At 61.1% G+C, this 24,465-nt stretch carries 19 protein-coding genes; 9 read left to right on the forward strand and 10 right to left on the reverse strand.

Annotation, left to right across the window (positions count from 1 at the left end; genetic code table 11):
• Nucleotides 1-3: 3 nt before the first annotated feature.
• From SPHS8_RS14215 to SPHS8_RS14225, 3 genes are all read right to left on the reverse strand, one after another.
• Nucleotides 4-1,059, reverse strand: coding sequence for a phosphotransferase enzyme family protein (locus tag SPHS8_RS14215; RefSeq protein ID WP_201516084.1), 1,056 nt, complete (start codon nt 1,057-1,059; stop codon nt 4-6).
• Nucleotides 1,059-2,348 carry an aspartate aminotransferase family protein gene (locus SPHS8_RS14220; RefSeq protein WP_201516085.1) on the reverse strand — a complete coding sequence of 430 codons (1,290 nt, stop codon included), beginning with the start codon at nt 2,346-2,348 and terminating at the stop codon, nt 1,059-1,061. Before SPHS8_RS14220 ends, SPHS8_RS14215 begins: the two co-directional genes overlap by 1 nt.
• An 81-nt stretch (nt 2,349-2,429) precedes the next feature.
• Entirely contained in the window at nt 2,430-3,332 is a 903-nt protein-coding gene (locus SPHS8_RS14225; RefSeq protein ID WP_201516086.1) for an AraC family transcriptional regulator, read from the reverse strand.
• A gap of 106 nt (nt 3,333-3,438) precedes the next feature.
• Here SPHS8_RS14225 and SPHS8_RS14230 point away from each other — a divergent pair, with 106 nt between their 5' ends.
• Nucleotides 3,439-4,485 carry an aromatic ring-hydroxylating dioxygenase subunit alpha gene (locus tag SPHS8_RS14230; RefSeq protein WP_201531082.1) on the forward strand — a complete coding sequence of 349 codons (1,047 nt, stop codon included), beginning with the start codon at nt 3,439-3,441 and terminating at the stop codon, nt 4,483-4,485.
• Nucleotides 4,478-4,732 (forward strand): hypothetical protein, encoded by a 255-nt coding sequence (locus SPHS8_RS14235; protein WP_236575165.1) that lies wholly within the window; start codon nt 4,478-4,480, stop codon nt 4,730-4,732. Before SPHS8_RS14230 ends, SPHS8_RS14235 begins: the two co-directional genes overlap by 8 nt.
• Nucleotides 4,733-4,789: 57 nt before the next feature.
• Here the strand turns inward: SPHS8_RS14235 and SPHS8_RS14240 are convergent, their stop codons facing one another.
• The 4 genes from SPHS8_RS14240 to SPHS8_RS14255 form a co-directional block, all read right to left on the reverse strand.
• Nucleotides 4,790-7,228: a TonB-dependent receptor gene (locus SPHS8_RS14240; protein ID WP_236575166.1), complete on the reverse strand. Its 2,439-nt coding sequence runs from the start codon at nt 7,226-7,228 to the stop codon at nt 4,790-4,792.
• 173 nt (nt 7,229-7,401) lie between these two features.
• Nucleotides 7,402-8,301, reverse strand: a complete 900-nt coding sequence (locus SPHS8_RS14245) for a TIGR03619 family F420-dependent LLM class oxidoreductase (protein ID WP_201516088.1) — start codon at nt 8,299-8,301, stop codon at nt 7,402-7,404.
• 106 nt (nt 8,302-8,407) lie between these two features.
• Complete coding sequence (locus SPHS8_RS14250; protein WP_201516089.1) at nt 8,408-10,561, reverse strand: TonB-dependent receptor; 2,154 nt, start codon at nt 10,559-10,561, stop codon at nt 8,408-8,410.
• 60 nt (nt 10,562-10,621) lie between these two features.
• Nucleotides 10,622-12,466, reverse strand: a complete 1,845-nt coding sequence (locus SPHS8_RS14255; RefSeq protein ID WP_201516090.1) for an alkyl sulfatase dimerization domain-containing protein — start codon at nt 12,464-12,466, stop codon at nt 10,622-10,624.
• 146 nt (nt 12,467-12,612) lie between these two features.
• Here SPHS8_RS14255 and SPHS8_RS14260 point away from each other — a divergent pair, with 146 nt between their 5' ends.
• The 3 genes from SPHS8_RS14260 to SPHS8_RS14270 all read left to right on the forward strand — a co-directional run bounded on the left by SPHS8_RS14260 (nt 12,613) and on the right by SPHS8_RS14270 (nt 18,238).
• Entirely contained in the window at nt 12,613-14,916 is a 2,304-nt protein-coding gene (locus SPHS8_RS14260) for an arylsulfatase (RefSeq protein ID WP_236575167.1), read from the forward strand.
• Between the two features lie 106 nt (nt 14,917-15,022).
• Complete coding sequence (locus SPHS8_RS14265; protein WP_201516092.1) at nt 15,023-16,288, forward strand: TetR/AcrR family transcriptional regulator; 1,266 nt, start codon at nt 15,023-15,025, stop codon at nt 16,286-16,288.
• Between the two features lie 132 nt (nt 16,289-16,420).
• Nucleotides 16,421-18,238 (forward strand): glycosyltransferase family 2 protein, encoded by a 1,818-nt coding sequence (locus tag SPHS8_RS14270; protein ID WP_236575168.1) that lies wholly within the window; start codon nt 16,421-16,423, stop codon nt 18,236-18,238.
• 236 nt (nt 18,239-18,474) lie between these two features.
• Here the strand turns inward: SPHS8_RS14270 and SPHS8_RS14275 are convergent, their stop codons facing one another.
• The 3 genes from SPHS8_RS14275 to SPHS8_RS14285 are packed head-to-tail and all read right to left on the reverse strand — an operon-like array spanning nt 18,475 to nt 20,428.
• Nucleotides 18,475-18,888 (reverse strand): ATP-binding protein, encoded by a 414-nt coding sequence (locus SPHS8_RS14275; RefSeq protein ID WP_201516094.1) that lies wholly within the window; start codon nt 18,886-18,888, stop codon nt 18,475-18,477.
• A complete protein-coding gene (locus SPHS8_RS14280; protein ID WP_097093590.1) occupies nt 18,881-19,219 on the reverse strand; it encodes an STAS domain-containing protein in 339 nt (112 codons plus the stop codon). The genes SPHS8_RS14275 and SPHS8_RS14280 overlap by 8 nt, the downstream gene beginning before the upstream one ends.
• Before the next feature lie 18 nt (nt 19,220-19,237).
• Entirely contained in the window at nt 19,238-20,428 is a 1,191-nt protein-coding gene (locus SPHS8_RS14285; RefSeq protein ID WP_201516095.1) for a PP2C family protein-serine/threonine phosphatase, read from the reverse strand.
• A gap of 198 nt (nt 20,429-20,626) precedes the next feature.
• Here SPHS8_RS14285 and bcsS point away from each other — a divergent pair, with 198 nt between their 5' ends.
• Genes bcsS through SPHS8_RS14305 form a run of 4 tightly spaced genes read left to right on the forward strand, consistent with a single transcriptional unit; the run spans nt 20,627 to nt 24,463 of the window.
• Nucleotides 20,627-21,316, forward strand: coding sequence for a cellulose biosynthesis protein BcsS (gene bcsS / locus SPHS8_RS14290; protein ID WP_201516096.1), 690 nt, complete (start codon nt 20,627-20,629; stop codon nt 21,314-21,316).
• 26 nt (nt 21,317-21,342) lie between these two features.
• Nucleotides 21,343-23,814, forward strand: a complete 2,472-nt coding sequence (locus SPHS8_RS14295; protein ID WP_201516097.1) for an ATP-binding protein — start codon at nt 21,343-21,345, stop codon at nt 23,812-23,814.
• Between the two features lie 2 nt (nt 23,815-23,816).
• Entirely contained in the window at nt 23,817-24,182 is a 366-nt protein-coding gene (locus tag SPHS8_RS14300; protein WP_236575169.1) for a response regulator, read from the forward strand.
• Complete coding sequence (locus SPHS8_RS14305) at nt 24,179-24,463, forward strand: Hpt domain-containing protein (RefSeq protein ID WP_201516099.1); 285 nt, start codon at nt 24,179-24,181, stop codon at nt 24,461-24,463. Before SPHS8_RS14300 ends, SPHS8_RS14305 begins: the two co-directional genes overlap by 4 nt.
• Nucleotides 24,464-24,465 lie beyond the last annotated feature (2 nt).

Consider the following 24,465-nt stretch of genomic DNA (forward strand, 5'->3'; position numbering starts at 1 on the left):
TCCTCAACTGCCCAGAGGATGTTTCCGCGCGTCCGCCAAATATCGATCGGCCAATTCACACGTCCGCTCGATGATCATGGGCCCTTGTGTCTGCGCCGTTTCGGTCTCGTAACGCGTCTGCGTCCATCCCATATAGGTGGTGCCGCGCAGGAAGAGAAAGAGCGGCAGCATCGCTTCATGCTCCCTCGGCAACGTCGCCTCATGCCGATAGCCGCGCAGCAACGCGTGGGTCAGCTGCGCATTGTCATTCTGGTGCTCCAGGAAGAACAGCGCAGTGGCAAGTTCGAACATATGCCAACCAAAGCCGCAATCGTCGAAATCGATCAGATTGATCCGCTCACCATCGAACAGCAAATTTTCGGGTACGAAATCAGCGTGGATAAGGCCATAGCGATCGCTGCCCTTGCCAAAGGCAGCTAGATCATGCGCGGCCCGCTCCCGCGCCTGCTGCAGCAGCGTAAGCTGTGCCGGGGTGAGCCCCGGCATGTTCCAGAACTGCCCCCAAAATGGCTCAGGCCCGATCAAGCCATGTTCGTCCCATGCATGGCGCACCATGGTCCCAGCACCCCTCCATGTCCGCGAATGGCCATGAACCCGCGCCGCAAGCGCCCCGACCTTCTCCATCGCCGCGATCGCGTCGGAGCCAGTCAGCGCAAGGCCTTCGTCAGCCGATCCGATCGGCGTTCCGGGCAACCACTCCAGGAAATCGACCTGGCGCGGCTCAGGGACGGCGGGATGGGTAATGCCGACAAGCGCATCACCGCCATGGCTGAGCGCGGACAAGGGTGCGCCCACGCCCGCATCGGACAATGATCGCATCCATGCCAGTTCCGAACGCAACGCATCGCTGCTGTGATAGCCATGTCGGTGGATGCGGACGGCAAAGCGGCGGCCATCGTCCCGAAACACGGAAAACACCGCATTCTCGCGATATTTCACGGGCGTCAGTCGGGTGAAGCGCCCCGGCCACTGCTTTAACGCCGCCTCGGCCAGCAACTGAAGCGCAGCGATCTGTTCGTCCGGCGTGCGCGAATAGAATGTATCGATCGGTGCAGGCATCAGCGGGCCGCCTCTTCCAGCGTTTCGTCAAGCGCGGCGAGCAGAATGTCTGCCTGCTCGAAGGTGAAGATCATCGACGGACGCATCTTGAGTATGTTGTCGAAGGGACCGATGCGGCTGAGCAGCACGCCCCTGTCCTTCATCCGGTTGACGATCCTGCCCGCAAGGGGAGAAGGGTTCTTGCTCACCCTGTCCGCAACCAGTTCGAGCCCGAAAAACATGCCGCGGCAGCGCACATTGCCGATGATCTCGTGGCGCGTCATCAACTCCGTCAGCCGGTTCTGGACATAAGCTCCAACCGTGGCGGCGTTTGCGATCAGATTTTCATTTTCGATCACTTCGAGAACGGCGGCGGCGGCGGCGGTGGCTACGGGATTTCCACCGAATGTATTGAAATAGTTCGCGCTCCGGCCGAACTCGTCGACCACATCGTAGGACGATATGACGCTGCCGATCGGAAAGCCGTTGCCCATCGGCTTGCCGGTAGTGATGATGTCGGGGGTGATGCCATGATATTGGTGGGCCCACATCGCGGCGCCGGTCCGGCCAAAGCCTGACTGCACCTCATCGGCAATGACTAGGCCGCCCGCCGCTCGAACCAATTCAACCAAGCCGGTGAGATAGCCCGGCACGAATTCGGGCAGGCCTTCATTGGCCAGGGAAGGATCGATCAGCAGCGCCGCTAGCTTGACGCCACTCTCCTCCAGCGACGCGATCGCCCCGCGTGCCTCATCCAGATAATGGCTCGCCAACTCCGCGTCGGACCGGCCCTGCCGGTGACGGTAAGGGTCGGGCACCTGCACCAGCCGGGCAAAGTCCGGAAAGGGCTCCGGCACTGGAAAGGCGGTGCAGAGTGACGCGAGCACAGCCGAATTTCCGTGATAATTGACGCTGCTGGCGATGATGCCCGTACCGCCAGTCACATGCCGGGCGATGCGTAACGCCAACTCGTTCGATTCGGTGCCGGTGCATGTGAAGAAGACACCCGCATGATCATAATCGGTGGTGGCGGCCAACCGTTCGGCATAATCGACGACATTGCCGTGCAGGTAACGTGTATTGATGTTGAGTGTCGCAAGCTGCCGCGACGCCGCCTTCACCACATGGGGATGGCAGTGGCCGACATGCGGCACATTGTTGTAAACGTCCAGATAGCGGCGGCCATCGGCATCGAACACCCACGCCCCTTCGCCACGGACAAGATGCAGGGGCTGCTCATAGAAAAGCGGTGCGCCCGTCCCCAGCACCTGCCTGCGTCTTTGCAACAGAGAATGGTCATCGTCATTCATTGCAGCGCATCTCCTTGCCCGCTCTCATTATATTTATCATGATAATTGATATTCGTCCATAGCGGAGCGGAATGAGCGGCTTCAGTTCCTATCCACCTCGGCCAGTGCGCGCTGTTGTGCCCGCCACCGGGCGGGGGACAGGCCGGTTTCCGCGCGGAATGCCCGGCCGAAATGCGCCGGATCGCTGAATCCCAATGCAAAGGCGACGTCGCCTGAACTGAGCGCGGTATAATGGAGCAGCCGCTTTGCCTCTAGAAGGATGCGGCCCCGGATCACTTCGGACGCGTTCCGCCCCGCTCCTTCGCGGCAGGCGCGGTTGAGGAGATAGGGCGTCGTTCCCAGCAGCGCGACATAGGCATCGACCGTGCGGCATTCCCGAAACCGCCGGTCGAGCAGGCTGAGGAAGCTGGAAAACAAGGCTGCCGCTTTTGGCGGGGAACCCTGTGCCAGCCGGTCGGCCTCGAAAAGGCGGGCGAGCATGATCATGACGATCTGCACATGCGCACTCACAACATGTTTAAGCGCCCAGGAGGGGAACTGGTGTTCCCGCTCCAGATCCAGAAACGTCTCCCTTACTCGGTCAACCAGTTCCACTGGTATTTTCGCGACCAAGGGAGTTCGCGCCAACGTTTCGACGGGCGCGGCATCGACATGGGCCAGGACATTGGACAAAAAATCATGCGACAAGCTGAGCACGATGGCGTCTGCGGCCGCGTCCACCGTGAACCCATGAACGACGCTGGCGGGCATCCATGTCAAGGTGCCAGGCGCGAGGTCATGCTCCGCGCCATCGGCGGTGAAGCGCCCTTCCCCCTGCAACCAGTAGGAAAGCTGGTGCAGATGCGGATGCACATGCGGTTCGACATTGCCATGATGCAAAGTCCCGCGATCGCTGATCCGCTCGACATGGATGAAGCGTGGATCGAGATCGCGGATATGCTGTCCGTAGATAAAATAATAAGGGGGCACAGCCGCGGAACGCATCGCCGAAATGCTATCGACTTTTGAGTAAATGGCCAAAGCTTTTCGCATGCCGCTAAAGCCATCCCTCTCCTTTACGGCCATGATGGGGCCAATGGAAAAGGAGAGGATGATGTTCATTCGCGATGCCTGGTATGTGGGCGCCTGGAGTCACGAACTTGACGCGACGCCCATGAAGGCGAGAAGGCTCCTCGGCGACAATATATTGTTCTTTCGCACCACCAGCGGCCAAGTGGCCGCCATTCGCGACCGATGTAGTCATCGGTTCGCGCCGCTGTCGATGGGACGGCGGGAAGGTGATTGCGTGCGCTGTATGTATCACGGACTGTTATTTGATGCGGATGGCAAGTGTATCGAAGAACCAGGTCGTAAAGGCGTCAGTCCCAAAACCAACGTTCGAAGCTATCCCACTGTCGAACGGTACAAGCAGGTCTGGATATGGATGGGCGACCCGGCGAAGGCCGATCCCAACCTCATTCCCGATTGTCATTATCAGGATGATCCTGCTTGGGCATCAATTCCCGCCTATATCCATTACAAAGCCGACTATCGTCTGATCCTCGACAATCTTCTCGACTTTTCTCATTTGACATACGTACATGAAAATACGCTGGGAGGCTCAGCAACCATCGCGCATATACGGCCAAAGGTAGAGCGGCTGGGCGACAAGGTACGGTTGACCCGGTGGTATCTTGGTGAACCCTGCATTGCGCCTTATCTCAAGGGCTTCAACACATTCGAAGGCCCCGTCGACCGCTGGCACATTTACGAATTGCACATCCCAGGCAATGTGTTCCTGATGGATTCAGGCAGTGCTCCAGCGGGCAGCGGCGCGCCGGAAGGACAACGGGTTCCTGAAGCGATGCAGTTCCGCGCGACCCAGATCGTCACGCCCGAAGACGAGCAGAACAGCCATTTCTTTTGGAGCTATGCCCATAATTTCAACATCGGCGACCCGGATTTCACCGCAAAACTGGCCGCGCGCATCGCGGAGGGCTTCGAAGAGGACCGGATCATGATCGAGGCGCAACAGGACGAGGTCAACCGTAGCACCGGGGATGAGATGGCCTTCATCATGGCCGACAATGGTTTAGCATTGGGGCGGCGCATCATCGAAGAGAAATTGGCGGCGGAGAATGCGCTGGCTGATGGGTAGGTTCCGGACCCGCGGCAGAACTGGCGGTGGACGTCCGCTGGTCGCGTCCTTCATCTACCATCATTTCAGCAGTGACCGGTTGTCGATCCATTATGGCGACGAATATAATGCCCAGCTTACGTTGAAGATCGACAAGCATCTCAGCGGACTCGTCAAATATGCGGATTATCGGAGGAAGGGGATCAGCAGCTTTGCCGGTGATGCTGACACCAGGAAGTTCTGGGCACAGCTGGATTATGCCCTCTGAACAGCTTGCATATGCAGGGCGGCCCGGTAAAATTCACCGGGCCGCCCATGGCCATGATCAGAAGCTGACCTTGACGTCACCGCCAAAGGTGCGCGGTTTCTTGTAGGAGCCCGCGCCGAAGCCGAGCCCGCCGAAATCGATGCCGAAATCAAGATTGCGCTGATTGGTCAGGTTTGCGCCCCAGAGACCAACATCGATCTTGGCGTTCCCAGCCTGAATATCGGACAACGAGATGCGAGCGCTCAGATCATAGTCGGGCCGCGAGCTGACTTCGCGGTTGAAGGGATTGACCCGGTCGAGCGCAAAGAAATAGATGCGGCTGCGATAGGCAAGGTCGCTGCGCAGCATCAGCGTGCCGATGCCCACATCTACCGAATATTGGCCGCCGATGCGCGCGTTCCACTTGGGCGTTTGCGACAAGTGCGCTTCATCCCCCACGTTGATCAGCTGGTTGAACGTCGGGGAGGTGAAGTCCGGATCGCGGTACAGATATTCCTTGAAGTCCGGGTGGACATAGCCGACCGAACCGTCGATTTGCAGCCCGGTGAAGGGAATGGCCGTCGCTTCCGCCTCGAACCCGCGGAACCGCGCTGAACCTGCATTTGAAACGACGGATGTGGCGCCGCCGCTTCCGCTCTGGAACTGCTGAATCTGCAGGTTGGAATAATCGGTTTGGTAGACGGACAGGTTGAGCCTGAGATGACGGTCGAACAGTTCCGACTTCAGGCCAAGTTCGTAGGCCGTCACCTTTTCCGGCTTGTAGGTCGTCAACTGTCCTTGAGGGTTTTGCGGATCGATGCCGCCTGAACGATACCCGGTCGATACGCGCGCATAAGCCATGATATCCGGCGTGAAGCGATAGTTGACCGAACCCAGCCAGGAAATATTGTCGTTGTTGACCACAGTGGCCGCGGTCAACGTCGGCAGGTCAGTGCGCTGCAAGGTCTTGCGATCCTGCGTGTAGCGTGCGCCACCCGTGATTTCTAGCTTGCCGTCGAGCGCCGAGGGTTTCCAGCTCGCCTGGCCGAATATGGCGGCGGACTCCGAGGTCGCCCGGAAGCCCAGGGTGGGCGTCAGGTTGATGCCGATGAGGCCGCCGGGCGTGAGTTGCGGGTTGGCCAGGATGTTGGCCGCCGTCGTCGCAGGAACACCGAAGGCTTCCAGGAAGGCCGTGGGCGCGACAAGCGTCAGTGCCTGGCGGTTGTTCTGCGACGCCTTTTCGTAGAAATAATAGACGCCTGCCACATAATTCAGGTCGCCCGATGAGCCGAGCGCCTGAAATTCCTGGCTGAACTGCCATTGTTTCTGCGGCGCGTTGTTGCCGTTGTAGAGGCCGACATCGGCCACGGTCACGCCAGTTGGAGAAGCCGGATCGAAATCGACGACCGGCCCGCGAAGATAGCCGTTGCCATCAAGCGTCAGGATGGTGTCCTGCCAGAAGCGGCGGTAGCCGGTGATCGACTTCAGCGTCAGTTCATCGATCGGCTCATAGGCTATGGTCAGCGAATGGCCGTAAATGCGCGACTTGGCACCATAGCGCAGATTGCCAAAGCGATCGACGAAGCCGTCCTGCAGCCCCGGATTGATGCGGTCCGGGCTGATGAGAAATGGATCGCCTCCGAAATTGGGGGACTGGCTGAAATAATTGAAGACGCTCGGCGTCGCGGCCAGCAATTGGAAATAAGGTGCGGTGCCCGACCGATAGTTGAAGTCGAAATTGTAATTTATCGTCACATTGCCGAGGTCGGCTTCGACGCCTGCATATATAGCATCACTGCGCAGTGCGCCGGGATCACGGCTGTCCGGGGTGTAAAGATTGTCAATATAACCGTCACGTTCACGATGCATGGCCGCGAGCGAAATCTTGATCGGCGACCCGCCGATGAAGCCGGTATCGACACGGCCACGGACGAACCAGTCGTCATAGCTCGCATAGCCGGCCTTTGCTTCCAGATGCATCTCATCTGTTGGCTTTTTGGTGACAAGCTGGATAGCACCGCCGATGGTGTTGCGGCCGAACAATGTGCCCTGAGGGCCGCGCAACACTTCAATCCGCTCCAGATCGACAAGGTCGAAGATCGCGCCCGCCGCGCGCGCAATATAGACGCCGTCCAGATAGACGCCCACCGCCTGGTCGGTCGCCGCATCAGGCTGCTGATTGCCGACGCCACGGATGAACAAAGAAACGGCCGTCAGGCTGGTTGATTGTTGCAGAAGCGAAAGGTTGGGCGTGAAGCGCGGGACGCTTGTAACGTCGAGCACATTCTGCTGCTCCAAGAATTCGCCGGATAGAGCCGTGACCGAAACCGGGACCGTTTGCAGTCTTTCCTGGGTGCGACGCGCCGTAACGATGATGTCGGAAAGCCCGGTCCCAGTTGGCTGCGCCTGAGCTTCCGCGCCCTGACTACCAGGAACTGCCGTTTCCTGAGCAAGAGCCGGTGAAGCCAGCACCATCGCCAGCACACCGGATATAAATGATCGATTGATTCCGCCCATTTCCTCATCCTCCCTGTCATGACACGCTATTTTATAGCTTTTTTACCCTGCACATCGGCAGGCCATGTCTGATTATGGTTGCAGATTCGTACCAAATGCGGTTTTCGTCAACTATCTTCGTGGGTGATGCCGATTATTTCCCTGGGTGTGACAACTAGGCCAATCTGATCTCTTCAGTGTCGTCTGTGGATAACGCGGTCGGCAAAGCGGCTGATCGCGTCCTTTTTCACGGAAAGCTGGCTGATGTCCGATCCTTCCGCGACATAGCTCTCCATTTCCCACGGCGTCGGCATCCACGGGATCACAACCATATCGTTGATCCCATGCCTGGCGAGACGCTCTTCGCTACTTTCGAGCAGTGGTTCGATGAGGGATATGACAGGCGAAAAGCCGGATGCCGGCAATCCCATCTCTGCCCGAAGCGCCTGGAGATGTTGGACAATGGCGATCGTGTCGTCCACCGTGGCGGGCAATCCCAGCCAACCGTCATTGGCCGCCGCTCGCCGCAGCGCTGGTGCCGACTTTCCCCCGACCCAGATAGGCACCGGGCCGGGAGGCAGGGGACGGAGCAGCACAGCGTCGAACTGGAAGAATTCGCCGTCATGGCTGACCGTCTCGCCCGCCCACAGCCTGCGGCAAATCGCCAGTATTTCGTCCAGGCGCCGACCACGCGATTTGAAGTCGACACCCGCGGCGTCATATTCTTCCTTCAGCCAGCCGGCGGATACGCCGCAGATCACGCGGCCGGACGTGTAGGCGGACGCGGTGGCGACCGCACGGGCGACCGTGAATGGGTCGCGTAGAGCGGCCAGATAGATGTTCGTCGCCAGCCTCAACTCGCGCGTTTCAGCCCCCAGCAGCGTCAGCGTGATCCAGGGGTCGGGCCATGGCGCATCCATGGGCCAGAAGATCTCACCGGACTCGGTATAGGGATATGGCGTCTTGATCGAGGCTGGCATGATCAGATGATCGGCATAGGTAACACCGTAAAATCCGCAACTTTCCGCGTGCTGCGCCAGTGCGATCATCTGATCAAGCTCAGGCACCGCCATCATCGATAGCCAGAAACGCATGCTTGCCTCCCCTTAAGTCAACAAAGCTTCGCCTGCCCTTGATGAACATAGGCGGTCAAAAGACCCTATACGCCATCTGGCGCATATTTTCGAACAGAAGCTGGGTTTAATATTCAAATGTCAGTTCAAGACCATAGGTTCGGGGGTCGCCAAAGATCGCGCTTGGCAGCCCTCCATTGAAATGGGCGATATAATATTCCTTGTCGGTCAGGTTTTTGCCGAAAGCCGACAGGCGCCAGCTACCGAAGCCAACCGGTATGTCCGACAATGTAAGCCGGGCATTGAGCAGGCCATAGTCGCCGATGACATAGCGGGGATCGGCGGTTGACGTCGAAACCTTGCTCTTGAGGAAATAGTCGATGTTGGCGGTGAGCACGCCGATGGGCGTGTCAGGGAAGCGATATTCAAGAGACGTGGTCAGCGTATGTTTTGGAGCCTCCACGAAGGTGTAGCGCGACGTGATGTCATTGCCAGCTTGATCGAGGATTTGCTGGAACTTGGCGTCCAGATAGGCATAGTTGACCGAAAGGGTGAGTGCATCGATCGGCTTGGCGATCAAATCCAGTTCGAAGCCCTGGATGCGCGCCTTACCCGCATTGAAGACATCGGTAATGGCGACGTTCGTCGGGTCCGACTGGATATTCGTTTGAATATCCTTGTAGTTCGACCGGAACAGGGCGAGGTTGGCCTGCAAGTGATTGTCGAGCCAGCTCGATTTGATACCCAGCTCGAAGGAATCGAGTGTTTCGGGGCCGAATCCTTCGTTGAAGCGTGCGATGCTGCTTGCGCGGATATTGTAGCCGCCCGTCTTATATCCTCGCGCATATTTGGCGTAGATATTGAGGTTTGCATTGGCGTTGTAGCCGATGACGAGGCTGGGGCTGATGTTCGAGAAATGATTGTCGCCTGCTCCGCGAGGCAGCACGGTGGGTGAGCCCGTCGCAGGGACGATGGTCTGATCGAGCGTCGCCTTGCGTTCGTCCCGAGACCATCGCAAGCCGCCGGTCAGATACAGCCCCTCCATGAAGGCCGGACGCAATGTGGCCTGGCCATACAGCGCATAAGCCCGGTTGTGGATCGTTGCGACCCGATCCATGCGGGGACGGCCGGTGATCGCGGAATAATCCGAGCTTTCGCCGTCCTCATCGAAATAATAGGCGCCGAGGACATAGTCCAGGCGGCGGTCAAAGGCGGAGCCGACAAGTTGCAGTTCCTCGCTCCACTGATCCTGCTTTTGATCAAAACCAGTCAGGATCAAGGGAAATGGCCCCGCCACCCCGGTCAGATAATTCTGATTGGTGATGCTGGAGAGCTTCCGGTAGCCGGTCAGCGACCTGAGCGTCACATCGTCAGCGACTTCCCAGCTGATGGTCAGATTATGCCCCTGCGATGTGGCATCATTGGGCATGAGGTTTCGGACGAGCGGCGACCCTGCTGTCGGCCGATCCGCCATGCGGGGGTAGAAGGGCGCGGCAACCATGAAGACGGGCGTGTCGTTGATGTCGGAACGATCATAGGTGTACCGCAATTGCAGGGCGTCTGTCGGTTGCCACAGCACGGCCGCGCGATATGCGTCGCGGCGCTGATCACCCCAGCGGTCGACGCCAGTGCCGGGGTTGCCGACGAAGCCGTCTTTCTGGCTGTGCAGATAGCCCAGTTCTACCGCAAGCGCTTCTCCGACGGGAATATTGACGCGTGTGCGGGATCGGAACTGGTCGTAATTGCCGATGGCAAGAGTCTGCTTGGCAGAGAACTCCCCCAGTTCGGCAGCGCGCGTGATATAGTTGATGGCGCCGCCTGTCGCGTTGCGTCCATAGAGCGAGCCTTGCGGTCCGCGCAGCACTTCGATCCTTTCGACCTCGGCGACTTCTGCGGACAGTCCCTGGTTGCGGGCGATGTAGATGCCGTCAAGATAGACGGCAACGCTGGGATCGACGGTGATCTGGTCGTCATTGTTGCCGATTCCGCGAATGAATACGCGAGCCGTTGTCGCGCTGTTCGGATGGGGAGTGACGGCAAGGCTGGGGACAAGGGTCCGCAGGTCGGTGATGTCGGCGATGCCCTTCTTTTCGATGTCGGCGCCGGTCATCGCCATCATCGAGATGGGCGTTTTCTGGAGGGATTCAGATCGTTTCTGTGCAGTAACGACGATCTCCTCGATACCCCCGCTTTGGACGGAGGCATCGTCCTGCGCGAAGGCGGGTGACGTGGCTGCGGCGAGGCACATTGCCAAAGCGCCGTGTGAGATGAAGCTGTTCATGTTAATTACTCCCCTTTAACGCGTGAAAGCGCATGGCTGTACGAAGTTGTTTCGTACTATCTAGCGTATGACGAGATTGATCGGTTGGACGGTCAGGTCGAGAGAGCTGAAAATCTGCTTCAGCGCTGCCGAACCCGGGCCCGTGATTGCGCCTGCTTTCGCCAGTGCGTCCACCGTCTGGTTGCCGGAAACCAGTTCCCCCAACGCATTGCGATCGAGCCGGACGACCGGCGCGCCGTCCGCCTCACCGCGGCGGAATTTCAGCGTGCTGTTGCGCAGTTCAAGCAGCCATGGGTCGCTTTCCCCGGCGATGGTCAGGGCGACGGCATGAGCGGCAGCTCCGGCGCGCTTGGGATCAACTTTGTAGCGGATTTGCTCAAGCATCAGCGCGACTGGCATCTTGCGGATATTATCCGGGTTCATGTAGCGCGCGGTCAGGCCTGCCTGTTGCAGCTTTCCTTCCAGTTCCAGCGCGCCCATCAGGTAGAAGCCGCGCCGGTTGCTGTTATAAGTAGCGTAGCCGAGTTTGCGGAAAGCGGCGGCCTTCAGCCGTCGTGCCTCCATATCCTGATGATCCATGGCGATCAGCAGCGTCGCAAGCTCCGCCGCCCATTGCGCGTCCCCCTGTTCGAAAGCGCGGTTGGCGGCGGCGAGCACGGGTGTCCGCCCACCCATCAACGTGACCTCCCGCCGGGCCCGCTCCACGCGTGGCGTGGGCGCAAGGTCGGTCGCATCGCCGGAGAACCAACTGATATAGCCGACATAATAGCTGCGCGCCGCGTCGGCGGCAGTGCCATAATATTCGGTGGTATAGGGTTCCGAGCGCAGCCAGTCGGGCAACGGCCCGAGAGCATCAGGCAAGTCGTCCTGCGTCATGCCCTTGTTGATCAGACGGATCGTCTGGTCATGGGTATATTGGATCGCATCTTCATAACGGGTCAGGAGCGCCTTGATCTGCGGCGCACCTTCCACGACGGGGCCGTGCATCGGCACCATCCAGGCCGCGCCATAGCGTTCCATCCTGCGCAGCGCCTCGATCCAGCGGTTGGCGTCGCGCATCTTCGTACCGCGCATCGAATGGAGATTGGGAAATGTCGGTCCCTGCACCTCATCGCCCGAAATCAACACCTGATAGTCGGGGAGCCATGCCGCGATGTGCGACGCGGCCTCTCCCCCGGTGTGGAACAGGTGCAGCTTCACCCCGGCGATTTCAATGTCGCGCCCGCCATCCACATCGACGAACTGAGTGGGCGGGATGTAGGCGGACTCATTCTTCCCCGCCTTACCCAAAGCGCCGCAGCAGCCGACATGAAAATCCTCTGCTTCCTTTCCTGCAAGGCTGAAGCCGAACATGTAGGCCGAGCGCGCGGCGACGATGGGCAGCGTGGCGACCCCTTCGTCGGAAAGCTCCTTCAGGAAATTCGAGGCGGCGAAGATCGGCACCTTGCCTCTGGCGACATCGGCTGGCGGTACGAACACCCCTGCCCCGTTCACATGATCAGGATGATGGTGGGTGTAGATGATGGCCTTGATCGGCTTGGTGGAAATCTGCGTCCTGATCTTGGCGAGAGCGGCAGTCGCAACATCGCGGTTCATGCCGGTATCGAGCAGGACGAGCCCGTCGCTGCCCTCGACCACGACGAGGTTCATGCCCTGAAATTCGATTTGCCAGACCGGCGTCTTTCCTACGCGGGTGACGCGTTCCTGGAACAACCGGGCGTGGGCGGTATAGTTGGATGGAGCGGAAAAAGGCACGTTGAGATCCGGCGCATGAGCGATCGCCGGTGCGGCCATGCCCGCCAGCACAAGCGCCGAGAGCCCGCGCATGAGAGCTGCGCCACCCATCAAATGCAGCCTGCGAGCGACGCGCCGACGCGCGCCGCGGTCAAGGACCTCCACGGTCATATCCTCTCCTACACAGATATATTGTTCGTTATGGCCGCTTGTACTGTACGAAACTCATCCGTACAAGATACCAAAGCATAGGGAGTGGATGAAAGATGAGAAAGCGCTCAGGACTGAACTATAAAGCTGGATTTGTGGCCCTTATCATGGGAAGCGCGGCGCCGCTCACGGCGCAGAATGTGCTCCCGCGAGCAGCAGAACCCTTTGCGGGCAAGATCGGCGAAACCTATGCCGATTCGGTCCCGGCCTTTCCCAAAGCGGTCACCGCCCCTGCTGGCGCACCCAATGTGCTGCTGATCCTGACGGACGACGTCGGTTTCGGCGCGGCGTCTACGTTCGGCGGTCCGATACCCACGCCCAATCTGGACCGGCTGGCAGCGCGCGGGCTGGTCTACAACCGTTTCCACACGACGGCTATGTGTTCGCCGACCCGCGCCTCTCTGCTGACCGGGCGAAATCATCATGCGGTCGGCAACGGCATCGTCGCGAACCTGTCCACGGGCTTTCCCGGCTATACCAATATCCTGCCCAAGAGCGCGGCGACGGTAGCGGAAGTGTTGCGCCAGAGCGGCTACAATACGGCGATGGTGGGCAAGCATCATAATGCGCCCGAAGCCGATGTATCGCCGGCCGGTCCATTCGACATGTGGCCGACCGGACTGGGTTTCGAACATTTCTACGGCTTCATGGCGGCCGAAACCAACCAGTTCACCCCCGCCCTCTATCGCGGCACCACCGCCATTCCGACCCTCAAGGAAGGAGTGCTGGACAAGGCGCTGGCCGACGAGGCCATCCAGTGGATCCACAATCAGAAAGCAGCTGCGCCCGACAAACCCTTCTTCCTCTATTATGCGACCGGATCGGCGCATGCCCCGCTGCAGGCGCCCGCAGACTGGATCGCCAAGTTCAAGGGGCAGTTCGACAAGGGATGGGACGCCGTTCGCGCCGACACGGTGAAGCGGCAGAAGCAGCTGGGCATCATTCCTTCTGCCACCAAGGATTCAGCACGGCCCGAAGGCTTGACTGCCTGGAGCGCGCTCACCCCCGATCAGCGCCGGATCAATGCGCGCTTCATGGAAGTCTATGCAGCCATGCTCGCCTATCAGGACGCACAGATCGGCCGTGTCCTCGACGAACTCGACCGTATGGGCGAGAGCGGCAACACGTTGATCATGTTCATCGAAGGGGACAATGGCGCGGCGGCCGAGGGCGGAGAGAATGGCAGTTCGAACCCCATGTCATCCTTCGCCAATGCGATGCAGGAGGATGACAGGATGCTGCTCGCCAATCTTGACAAGATCGGCGGGCCCGATGCGGTGGGCAATTGGGGCTATGGCTGGGCATGGGCGACCAACGCGCCCTTTCCCTGGTTCAAGCAATATGCCTCTCACCTGGGCGGGACGCGCAACGGGCTGGTCGTATCCTGGCCGGATCATATCAAGGAACGCGGCATCCGGTCACAATTCACCCATGTGGTCGATGTGATGCCGACCATATTGGAGGCTGCGGGCCTGCCAGCGCCCGACAACGTCAATGGTGTCGCACAGCAGCGGACGGATGGCGTCAGCTTCGCCTACAGCTTTGCCGCGCCCCGCGCGCCAGAGCGGCACGACACCCAATATTTCGAGATGATGGGGAATCATGCCATTTATCATCAAGGCTGGCTGGCAAGCACCACGCCAGTCAACCTGCCATGGAAGCGCGGCGACGGCTCTATCCTACCCAATCAGTATAAGTGGGAGCTATATGACCTGCGCAAGGACTTTTCCCAGTCGCGCGACCTGGCCGCCAGCCAAGGCGCGAAGCTGAAGGAGATGCAGGCCCTTTTCCGCAAGGAGGCCGAGCGGAACCAGGTGCTGCCGCTGGACGACCGCCTGACGCTTGCCCGGTTCCGTGCGGCCGAAGGGCAACGGCCCCATCGTTCGACCTACAGCTATTGGGGCGCAGGGATCAGCATACCGTCGGTCAGTGCCGCGCCACTGCTGGCGCGCAGTTTCCGCATCACCGCTGATGTCGACATGCCGAAGGAGCCCGCGACCGGCGCGCTCGTCGCGCTGGGCAGCAAGTTCGGGGGCTGGAGCTTCTATCTGAAGGATGGACGACCTGTTGCGATGATCGCGGCATCGCAACTGGCGGGCGACCAGTCACAGGTGGCGGCGACCCAGCCTCTCCCAGCGGGGAAGAACAGGCTGGTCTTTGATTTTCACTATGATGGCGGCGTGAATGCCGGGGGCGACATGATCATCAGCGCCAACGGCACCAAGGTGGCACAGGGCCGCATCGCGCGGACCATATCGAAACTGCCGGAAATGAGCGACACGCTGGATATCGGTTTCGACGCCGATACGCCGGTCACGTCCGATTATAAGGATGGCGGTCACTTCCCTGGTGGGATTGAGAAAGTCGACATTTCGGTGGGTAAGCCCGGCGCGCCCGGCAAGGCGCCCTGAACGGAACAATCCTGATGCCTGCGGACATGCGCCGCAGGCATCAGGAGACGCTTTTCGGCTTTGCCCGTTGACGGCGCGCCCCGTCCGGCGGTTAAGATAGGCCCAGATGGTCGAAATCACTTCTCAACCCGTGCATGCCGAGCGCGATAACCGGACCCAGATCCTGAACGCCGCGGGCCAAGTATTCCTGGCCGATGGCTTTGAGCGAACGAGCGTCGATCGGATCGCCGCCGTCGCCCATATGAGCAAGCAGAGCATCTACGAGCTTTATCCAAGCAAGCTCGCTTTGTTCGAGGCCGCCGTCCGCAGCAAATTGAACGGTGCGTGGCTCAACCTCAGGGCCATCGATCGCGGGGCGAATGCGGAAGACACGCTGACGCGCTATGCCATGCGGCTGTTCGAGGGTTTTGCCGAGCCGGTGAATTTCGGCCTGTTCCGCGCCAATATCGCGGCCGCGAACCATGTTCCGGAATTGGCCGCGGAGCTGCACGAGAAGCGTCTGGCATCGTCGCAACCACTCGCCGATCATCTTGACCAGCTTATCGCCGATGGCGTCATCATAGCCTGCGACACGATGGCCATGGCCATTCGCTTTGGCGGCATGGCGGTGGAAGGCGCGCGCTATTTTCTGGGCACCGAACTGCCCGGCAAGGCCGCGCAGAAACGCATCGTGGATTGTGCCGTGCATCTGTTCCTGGACGGCTATCGCAGCGTGGCGGATGTTCCGCGCGACGCTGTCCCTGCCCCCGCGATCGAGCCGCCTGCACGCGAGGGTGGTCCGGCGATGCGGCTTTCTGCGGACAAGTTGCTCGCGCTGCTGGACGCGGCGACGAGCGAATTTCTGGAACATGGCTATCGGCGGGCCAGCATCGACCGGATCGCCGCTGCGGTGCGGGTGAGCAAGGCTACGATCTACCGGCAGTTCGGCAACAAGGAAAATCTGCTGCGCTACATCGTCCAGCGCGACATTTTCGAGGCGAGCCAGCGCCCGTTTACGCAGATCCCCGTGAGTGACAAGCCCGAAGCGGCGCTTGCCGCGCTCGCAAGGGAAGCGCTGGACCGGCATCTTGAACCGGCGAACTTGCGCATGCACCGGCTGTTGGTAGTGGAGGCTGATTTCCTTCCCGATCTCGCTCAGCTATTTTATGAAGGCCGCGTGCGGCGGCTCGGCGATGCGCTGGAGACGCATCTGCATGCCCTGGGGCTGCCACGCCCGAGCCATATGGCGACGCGCATCTTCTACACTCTCGCGACATTCGCGGTCCGTTTCTTCACGGCGAGCACGCCGCCTGCGGAGAAGGATCGCGAGATTTACGCCCGGGAATGTGCGCTCCTGTTTCTAGAAGGTCTGCGGGCGGACGGGCGCAGTTAGTTGCCCTATGAGGAGGCGCTAGCGCCAACCTCTTGTGTTGCAAGATTAATCTTGAAGACCTAGCCTTCCTCCCGCTCCATTGCGGCCAGCAAGGGGGCGTTGGAATCGACCCGAGAAGCCGGAAGGACGCCCGTGGATTTCTATTTCAATCGCTTTGAGGATCGACGACCGCCAGAGCCGCTGCCTCATTCGCGATTGATCGAGTTGATCTGGCAGACATTGGCGCTGCTGATGCTGTTGCTGGGCGCGCGCTATCTGTTGTGGCGCTGGACGGATTCGCTGAACTGGGACGCCTTGTGGTTCGCTATCCCTTTGGTGATCGCGGAGACTTGCGCCTATTTCGGGCTCATTCTCTTCACGCTCAACCTGTGGAAGGTGAAGGACTATCCGCTGCGCGCACCCCCAGCGCGGACCAGCGAATGCGTGGGATCGGCGGGCAGCGAGGATGATCGGCCCATCTCGGTCGATATCTTCATCGCCACCTATAATGAGGATGAGGAATTGGTGCGGCTGAGCATCCGCGACGCCAAGGCGGTGCGCTACCCTCATCCCATCGACGTGAAGGTGCATATACTCGACGATGGACGCCGCGACACGATGCGGGCTGTCGCGGAGGAGGAAGGCGTCAACTATATCAGCCGCGACAATAATGTCGGGTTCAAGGCCGGCAATCTGCGCAACGCCATGGAGCAGACGAGCGGCGACTTCATCGTGATCTGCGATGCTGACACGCGGCCATTCCCCACGATGCTGGAGCGGACGCTCGGCTATTTCCGCGATCCTGACGTGGCTTTCGTCCAGACGCCGCACTGGTTTTATGATCTGCCCGAAGGCGAGCGGCTGAAGGACTGGATGGGCCGCAAACTCGGCGGGCTGGGCCGCGCTATCGGCGGAGCGGTAGAACGGATCTTTGGCGAGATACGCATCGGCGAGGACCCGTTCGTCAATGACCCGCAACTATTCTTCGACGTGATCCAGCGCCGCCGCAACGCCTATAACGCCGCCTTCTGCTGCGGGGCGGGATCGATCCACCGGCGCGAGGCCGTGATGTTCGTCGCGCTGCGTGCCTATGCCGATGCCATCGCCCACGCATCGGGCGACGCGAAATCGCGCATCGCCAAGCTCGTCCGCCGCCGCGCCGATCCGGCAGCGCAAGCGCTCGCCCGCTGGCAAGCCGCGCAGGCCGAGGAGCTGACGCCCTATAAATTCCATGTGTCGGAAGACATCTACACCACGATCGTGCTGCATCAGGACCGCGAACGGCGGTGGAAATCCGTGCTTCACCCGCATGTGGAATCGAAGATGCTCTCGCCGCAGGACCTGCTCAGCTGGAGCATCCAGCGGTTCAAATATGCAGGTGGAAGCCTCGACATCTTCTTCCACGACAATCCGGTGACGGCCAAGGGTTTGTCGCTCGGCCAGCGGCTCATGTATTTGACGACATTCTGGTCCTATATGGGCGCGCTCTGGAACCTTGTGTTCCTGCTGGCGCCGATCGTCTATCTGATGACGTCGGTCGCGCCGGTTTCCGCCTATACGGGCGACTTTTTCGATCGGGCGCTGCCGTTCCTGATCGTGACCGAGCTTGCCATCATGTTCGGGACCTGGGGCATTTCGGGCTATAAGGGGAAGGTCAGCTATATGGCGTCCTTCCCGATCTCGCTCCAGGCGCTCTGGGCGGTGGTGCGAAAGCAGAAGATCAAGTTCCCGGTCACGCCCAAGGATCGGCAGGACGGCCATTATCTGCACCTGGTCTGGCCTCAGCTGGCTTTGATGATCGGAACCTTTGCCGCCTTTTGCTGGGCGGCGGCAGCGCTGTGGCTGGGCTTTGGCAATTACACGCTCGGCGGCCTGATCGCCAACGGCCTGTGGGGTCTCAACAACATTCTGGGCATGTCGATCATGGTCCGTGCGGCCCTGTGGCAACCCACCGAGGAAGAGGCAGGATGAACTGGAAAGAAGGTTTTAGAAGAGGGCGGAGCCATTTGCTGATGGCAGCCATTCTGGCCATCGCCGGGAGCATCGTCGTTAGGATGGAGGATGATGCGCTTCGCCAGGAGACCGGGAAAGCTCCGCCTCAATCCATGACGGACAAGTTGCCTGCTAGTTTGAAGTGACGGCGGGCGATTGCCGCGGGAGCCCTCCGACAAGCTTAGGGCGACCGGTGTTAGCGGATGGCGCGCCGGTCAGCCGCGCAGGCGCTTTGTGAGACGCAGCCGGTTCGTGCCGCCTTCGCTCCAATAATCGATCTGGTCGATGCACGACTGGATGATCCCGAGACCGCGCCCGCTTTCCGCATCAGCGGAGATGGTGCGGCATCTGGAAAACAATCCTTCGGGAACCGCTTCGCCCTCATCCTGGAGTTCGAGCGATACGGAGCCGGGCACGATCTGCACCCCCACGCCGATCATGCCGTCGTCCCGGCCGCGATAGCCATGGATGATGATGTTGTTGGCGGCCTCTGCAAGCGCCAACTCGATGTCGATCATCGCTTCGGGTGGAACAGCGGCGGCTTCGCAGAGGGCGCGGACATGCTCGCTCAATTGACCGACTTCTTCCAGCCGGGCGGGGTACAGGCGGATAGCGCCCTCGTCAGCCACGCACGAGCGCTCTTGCATCCGGGACCGTCTCGGCAAGCCGGAACACAGCGTCGAGGCGCGTCAGTTCGAACAGGCGGCGCACCGCAGGCTGCGCCCCCGCGATCGCGAGCGAGCCGTCCTTGCCCAGCATCTTGAGGAGCGACACCAGCGCGCCGAGCGCCGTGCTGTCCATGAAAGCGACGCGCGTGAGGTCCAGCACGACCTTGCGCGGACCACCATCGATGCCCTTGGCGAGGTCCGCCTTGAACGCCGGGGCTTCGGCGGCATCGAACCGCGTCGCCTGCACCTCTACCAGGGCCACATCCCCATCCATAGTGATGATCGCCGTCATTCCTTCACCCTTGTCTATCTATGCCATTTCAATCGCGAGAAGCGAGATATCATCGTCAAAACCGCGCGTGCCCCGCCGCATCGCGACGGCGGCCTTCACCCGTTCGACCATCAGTTCCAGCGGCTCGTCGGCCCCCTCGCGCAGCAACTCGCTGAGCCCCGCGACCTCCAATTGCGTGCCTTCGCGATCGGCGCATTCGGTGACGCCGTCGGAAAAGAGTATCAGCCGCGTCCGGGGTTCCAACGTGACTTCTTCAGGGATGAACGTAGCATCACTGAACCAGCCGAGCGGAAAACCACCGTCCAGGCGCAGGGTGGACACGCCGCCTGACCCGACGATCAGCGGATCTGGATGGCCAGCACGGATGATCCAGGCGCGCCCTTCATGCGGCGAGAACAGGCCGCAGATCAGCGTCGCATAATTTTCATTGGGCTGCCCCTCGATCTCCCGATTGAGCTGCTCGATCGCGGACGCCAGCGCCGCCGGATCGCCGGGAGCAAGCTGGACCAGCCGATGATGCAGGTGAAAGGATGCGAGCGCGGCGGGCACGCCATGCCCCTGAACATCGGCGAGGAAAAAAAGAATCTTGTCGTCCTGCCGCGACACGCCCAGCGTATCGCCGCTCATGTTCATCGCTGGCTGATGCGCCCACGCGATGCGCACGCCGTTCATTTCCTTGTCATTGGGCAACAGCTTGTGATGCAGCGCAGCCGCCGCATCCAGGTCAGCCCGCACATGGCGATAGGCCGCGCGGATACGATCATGCGCCTGCGCCAAATGGCGGTTCCGCCGCTCCAGGCTGCGATGCAGGCGCACATTGCGCCGGGCCGAGGCGACCGTCAGTTCCAGTTGCAGCGGATCGAGCGGCTTGAACAGGAAATCGTCGACGCCCGCAAGCGTGGCGGCCCGGATCGTGTTGCTGTCGCCGCGCGCGGTCATCATGACGATGTGGAGAAAGCGGTTCTGCACCGCCGCCGCCCTCACCTGCCGCACGAGCTCAAGACCATCCATGCCCGGCATCTGCCAATCGGTGATGAGGACATCGACCGGCGCCAATTGCACATGCGCAAGAGCGGCCGCCCCATCGCCCGCGACCTGCACCGAGCAGTTGAGCGCCTCCATCTCCAGCGCCAGCACCTCAAGGAACAGGTCATCGTCGTCGACGATGAGTATGTTGAGGCTGGTAATGGGGAGCGGCTCCGCCGTCATGAGATTCCTGCGTTTCTCCAAAAACAAGCCTGCCCCACCCTCCCCATCTAACGGCCAAGCCGCCGGACAGGAAGGCTTTGAATGGCAAAGATTTTCCGAAAATACGGTAAATCGAGCGTTAACGCCGTTTTTGGGCTGTCCCTTCCACCCCATCGCACGTTATGCAGCGGCAACAATCCGCCGTCGGGAAACAATCGAATGATTTCACTTCGCTTTCTGGCCCTCCTTGCCATTTCAGCGCTTTCGGGGCAGGCGGCGCTGGCGCAGGACCGGGGCGTGATCTACGCGGGCGGTTCTGTCGGCGACGGCGCGGGAGGATATGGCGGCGGCTTGATCTCACTTCCCGGAAATTCGCTCGGCCACGGCCTTGCCGTCCGCGCCGGGGTGAATGGCGGGACGTATCGCTATCGCACCACCGAACGGATCGAGGCCACCTATATCGGCGCGGAAGCCGCCCTCGTCTACCAAACGTCCGGGTCCTGGGGCTGGGCGAATATCGGTGCGGGGCCGCGCTTCACGAAGACCGATCTCGACCCCAATGATCCGGGCAACAAGCTGCAGGGTTCACAATGGGACGTGGGCGTCCAAACGGATGGCGTGTTGGGTGATCGCTTGCGCCTCGGCTGGTTCGGAAGCTGGGGCATCCGCAATGAAAGCTACATGGCGCAGCTCCGCCTCACCCAAGCTGTCAACCGGCAGAGCGATAAGCGGCTGGGCCTGGAAGCGACTTTGCAGGGCGATCCCACCTATAAGCGCGGCGGTCTGGGCGCCTATATTTCGACCGCGATCGGCGGCGGCTGGACGGGACAGCTTTCAGCGGGCGCGACTGAACAGAAGGGCCGCGATGCCCGGCCTTATCTATCCATAGGGCTCAGCCAGGTCTTTTAAGCGCTGTTTGCCGGAGAACGCCGCCGATGACCATGCCTGGTCTTCGACAAACCATGCTGTGGGTGGTGGCGGTCGCCATTCCGGTCATTATATTGGCTGTCGGCCTCATCCTTGTGGCGCAGGCGGACAATGCGGCCCAGCTGCGCCTTGAGGTCATCCGCTCCTATGACCGCCGGTCGCTGATGCAGGACATGCTGTCCCAGCATCAGGATGCGGAGACAGGGCAGCGCGGCTATCTGATGACCAATCGGCGTGAGTTTCTCGAGCCCTACGAAGCCGCTCTCCACGCAATTCCGGACAGCTTCAATCGGATGCAGGCGCTTTCGGCGTCGGCGGAGCAGCAGAAGGGCCTCGACACGCTCCGCAAGCTGTCGCGTGAAAAGCTGGCCTTCGTGCAGGAGGCGATATCCTCCAACGCCCGTGGCGGCAGGGATCAGGCGCTGGCCATGGTGGTCAGCGGGCGCGGCAAGCTGCTGATGGATCGCCTTCGCGCCGAGATTGGTCGGCAGCAAGCGGTCGAGGCCAAGCAGCTGGCGCAAACATCCGCACTGGCAGACAGGGCGCAGAAGCAGCTGCGTGGCCGTGCCTTTTCCCTCCTCAGCTTTCTGGCCATCCTGCTCTGTGCCGCGGGAATCGTCATTCTCCGGACGCTGAAGGCAAGGGGGGCCGCCCTCGCGCGCCTGGACGATGTGTCCCGCCGCCGCAAAGCCATTCTCGACGCGGCGATGGACGGCATCCTCATCCTCAATCCAAGCGGCAGCATCGAGGGCGTGAACCGGGCGGGTGCGAGGATTTTCGGCTATGAAGATAGCGACATGCTGCGGCGGGACGTCGGCATGCTGTTCGCCAACCAGCCTCCGCGAGGACAGGTCGCAGCCTATCTGCGCAGCATGAATCTGAGCGAAGGGCATCCGGGGCATATTCAGGAGATACCTGGCCGCCGCAAGGACGGCAGCACCTTCCCCTCCGACGTCGCGATAACCGCTGTCGAGTTGAACGATGGCACTCATTATGTCGCCGTGGTTCGCGACATCAGCGAGCGCAAGCGGGTCGAGCGGATCAAGTCGGAATTCGTCGCAAGCGTCAGCCATGAATTGCGGACGCCGCTCACATCCATCGCAGGGTCCCTCAGCCTTCTGGCCGGGGGCGCGGGCGGGGAGCTGGGGGACCGCGCGCAGCGGCTGATCACAATCGCGCACAGCAACGCCGAGCGGCTCGTCCGCCTGATCAATGACATATTGGACCTGGAGAAGATCGACAGCGGGCGGATGGTCTTCAAGAGCCAGCTGATCGACCTTTCGGATTTTCTGAAACAGGCGATCGAGGCCAATCGCGGCTTTGCCGACCGGTATCAGATCAGCCTGGAACTGCAGATCGACGGACCGCGCGCCTATGTCTGGGCTGATCCGGACCGGCTGATGCAGATCATCACCAACCTGATTTCCAACGCGGTCAAATTCTCTCCGGCGGGCGCGGCGGTAGAGGTCGTTCTGCAACCTTCAGGCGCGGCGCACAGGATCAGCATCTGCGATCATGGCCCCGGCATCGACGAAGGCTTCCGGGAACGGGTTTTCAGCCGTTTCGCGCAGGCCGACAGTTCAGACAGTCGGGCCAAGGGCGGCACCGGGCTGGGGCTCAGCATCGTTCGAGAGATGGTGACCCGGCTCGGCGGCAGCGTCAGCTTCGACACGGAGACGGGCGTCGGCACCCGTTTCCACATCGATCTGCCAGCGACGGCGCGGGACAAGGCGGAGCAAGAAGGCCGCATCTTGATCTGCGAAGGGGATCGGCAGACCTCCGCCGACATGCAGGAGATATTGGCGAATGCCGGATTCCCCTGCGACGTGGTGCATGACGGTTCCGCTGCATTGGCGGCGGCGCGCGCGCGCAGTTACCGGCTGATCCTCATCGACTCCGACCTGCCGGAGGGCGGCGGCATCTCGCTCGTCCGTTCGCTGCGGGCGTTGGAGGACGGGTCCCACCCGCCGATCCTGATGATCTCCGCCGACAGCCGGGCGGGCTCTGTAGAAGCAGAAGCGCTGCCGATCATCGATTGGCTGCAAAAGCCCTTGCCCACGGACCAGATGCTGGATGCGGTCAAGCACACGCTGTTCGGCGGGCAGCGCGACGGGAAGCCGCGCATCCTGCATGTCGATGATGATCCGGACGTCCTCCGCCTGATCGCCACGGCGCTGGAGGATCAGGTCGAACTGACATCGGTCGCGACCCTGCGCGAGGCGCGAGCGGCGCTTGGCCGCCAGCCATTCGACCTCGCGATATTGGACCTGGGCCTGACCGACGGACCGGGATCGCTCCTGCTTCCCGACCTGAAAGCGGCGGGACAGATACCGGTCATCATCTTTTCCGCACAGGATGCCGACAATGAGGCTGCGGCCAGCGTGCAGGCCTTCCTCACCAAATCCCGGACGTCGATCGATCATCTGGTGGCGACGGTCGAGCGTTTGTGGCGGCAGACCAGCCCCGAAGGAGGGAAATGACCATGGTCCGCATCCTTTATGTGGATGATGAAGAAGATATCCGCGAAGTCGTGGATATAGCGCTGAGCCTCGACCCTGAGCTGGAGGTGCGGCTGTGCGACGGCGGTCAGGCTGCCTTGGAAGCGGCGGCAAGCTGGCGGCCCGCGCTCATCCTGCTCGACTTCATGATGCCGGGCATGGACGGGCCAGCCACCTTGGCGCGGTTGCGGGAAGATCCCGAGACCGCCAATATTCCCGTGGTATTCGTCACGGCCCGGAGCGCGCGCGCGGACGTAGAGCATCTGATCTCGTTGGGCGCGGCGGGCGTGATCGCGAAGCCGTTCGATTCGATGGCGCTCAGCGCCACGGTTCGGGACTATCTGCCGTGACGGCGGACGCAGGCACGCGGATGATGGCGGTGCGCGACAAGTTCGTCGCCCGCTGCCGCGAGGAACGCGCGCAGCTTCCGGCCCCTGAGAGCGTGCGCGAAAGCGATCTCGAACGGATCGGAGCGGCCGCCCACAAGATTGCGGGCTTGGCGGGCACCTTGGGCTTCAGCAGCCTGGGCGAAGCCGCCGCGCAAGTGGACCAACACATTGCGAGCCATGGGGAGGTCGGGCCCGCCTATCAGCTCTACATCGAGGAATTGGACCGCCTTTTGGACATATAATG

Source organism: Sphingobium sp. S6 (assembly GCF_905120495.1).
GTDB classification, from domain to species: Bacteria; Pseudomonadota; Alphaproteobacteria; order Sphingomonadales; family Sphingomonadaceae; genus Sphingobium; species Sphingobium agri.

Bases quoted from the DNA above. Each gene is read 5' to 3' on its own strand.
- SPHS8_RS14225 (WP_201516086.1), bottom strand. From the start codon at position 3,332: ATGCGTTCCGCGGCTGTGCCCCCTTATTATTTTATCTACGGACAGCAT.
- SPHS8_RS14255 (WP_201516090.1), bottom strand. From the start codon at position 12,466: ATGACCGTGGAGGTCCTTGACCGCGGCGCGCGTCGGCGCGTCGCTCGC.
- SPHS8_RS14280 (WP_097093590.1), bottom strand. From the start codon at position 19,219: ATGACGGCGATCATCACTATGGATGGGGATGTGGCCCTGGTAGAGGTG.
- SPHS8_RS14220 (WP_201516085.1), bottom strand. From the start codon at position 2,348: ATGAATGACGATGACCATTCTCTGTTGCAAAGACGCAGGCAGGTGCTG.
- SPHS8_RS14300 (WP_236575169.1), top strand. From the start codon at position 23,817: ATGGTCCGCATCCTTTATGTGGATGATGAAGAAGATATCCGCGAAGTC.
- bcsS (WP_201516096.1), top strand. From the start codon at position 20,627: ATGATTTCACTTCGCTTTCTGGCCCTCCTTGCCATTTCAGCGCTTTCG.
- SPHS8_RS14260 (WP_236575167.1), top strand. From the start codon at position 12,613: ATGGGAAGCGCGGCGCCGCTCACGGCGCAGAATGTGCTCCCGCGAGCA.
- SPHS8_RS14215 (WP_201516084.1), bottom strand. From the start codon at position 1,059: ATGCCTGCACCGATCGATACATTCTATTCGCGCACGCCGGACGAACAG.
- SPHS8_RS14235 (WP_236575165.1), top strand. From the start codon at position 4,478: ATGGGTAGGTTCCGGACCCGCGGCAGAACTGGCGGTGGACGTCCGCTG.
- SPHS8_RS14295 (WP_201516097.1), top strand. From the start codon at position 21,343: ATGACCATGCCTGGTCTTCGACAAACCATGCTGTGGGTGGTGGCGGTC.
- SPHS8_RS14245 (WP_201516088.1), bottom strand. From the start codon at position 8,301: ATGCGTTTCTGGCTATCGATGATGGCGGTGCCTGAGCTTGATCAGATG.
- SPHS8_RS14265 (WP_201516092.1), top strand. From the start codon at position 15,023: ATGGTCGAAATCACTTCTCAACCCGTGCATGCCGAGCGCGATAACCGG.
- SPHS8_RS14230 (WP_201531082.1), top strand. From the start codon at position 3,439: ATGATGTTCATTCGCGATGCCTGGTATGTGGGCGCCTGGAGTCACGAA.
- SPHS8_RS14240 (WP_236575166.1), bottom strand. From the start codon at position 7,228: ATGGGCGGAATCAATCGATCATTTATATCCGGTGTGCTGGCGATGGTG.
- SPHS8_RS14285 (WP_201516095.1), bottom strand. From the start codon at position 20,428: ATGACGGCGGAGCCGCTCCCCATTACCAGCCTCAACATACTCATCGTC.
- SPHS8_RS14250 (WP_201516089.1), bottom strand. From the start codon at position 10,561: ATGAACAGCTTCATCTCACACGGCGCTTTGGCAATGTGCCTCGCCGCA.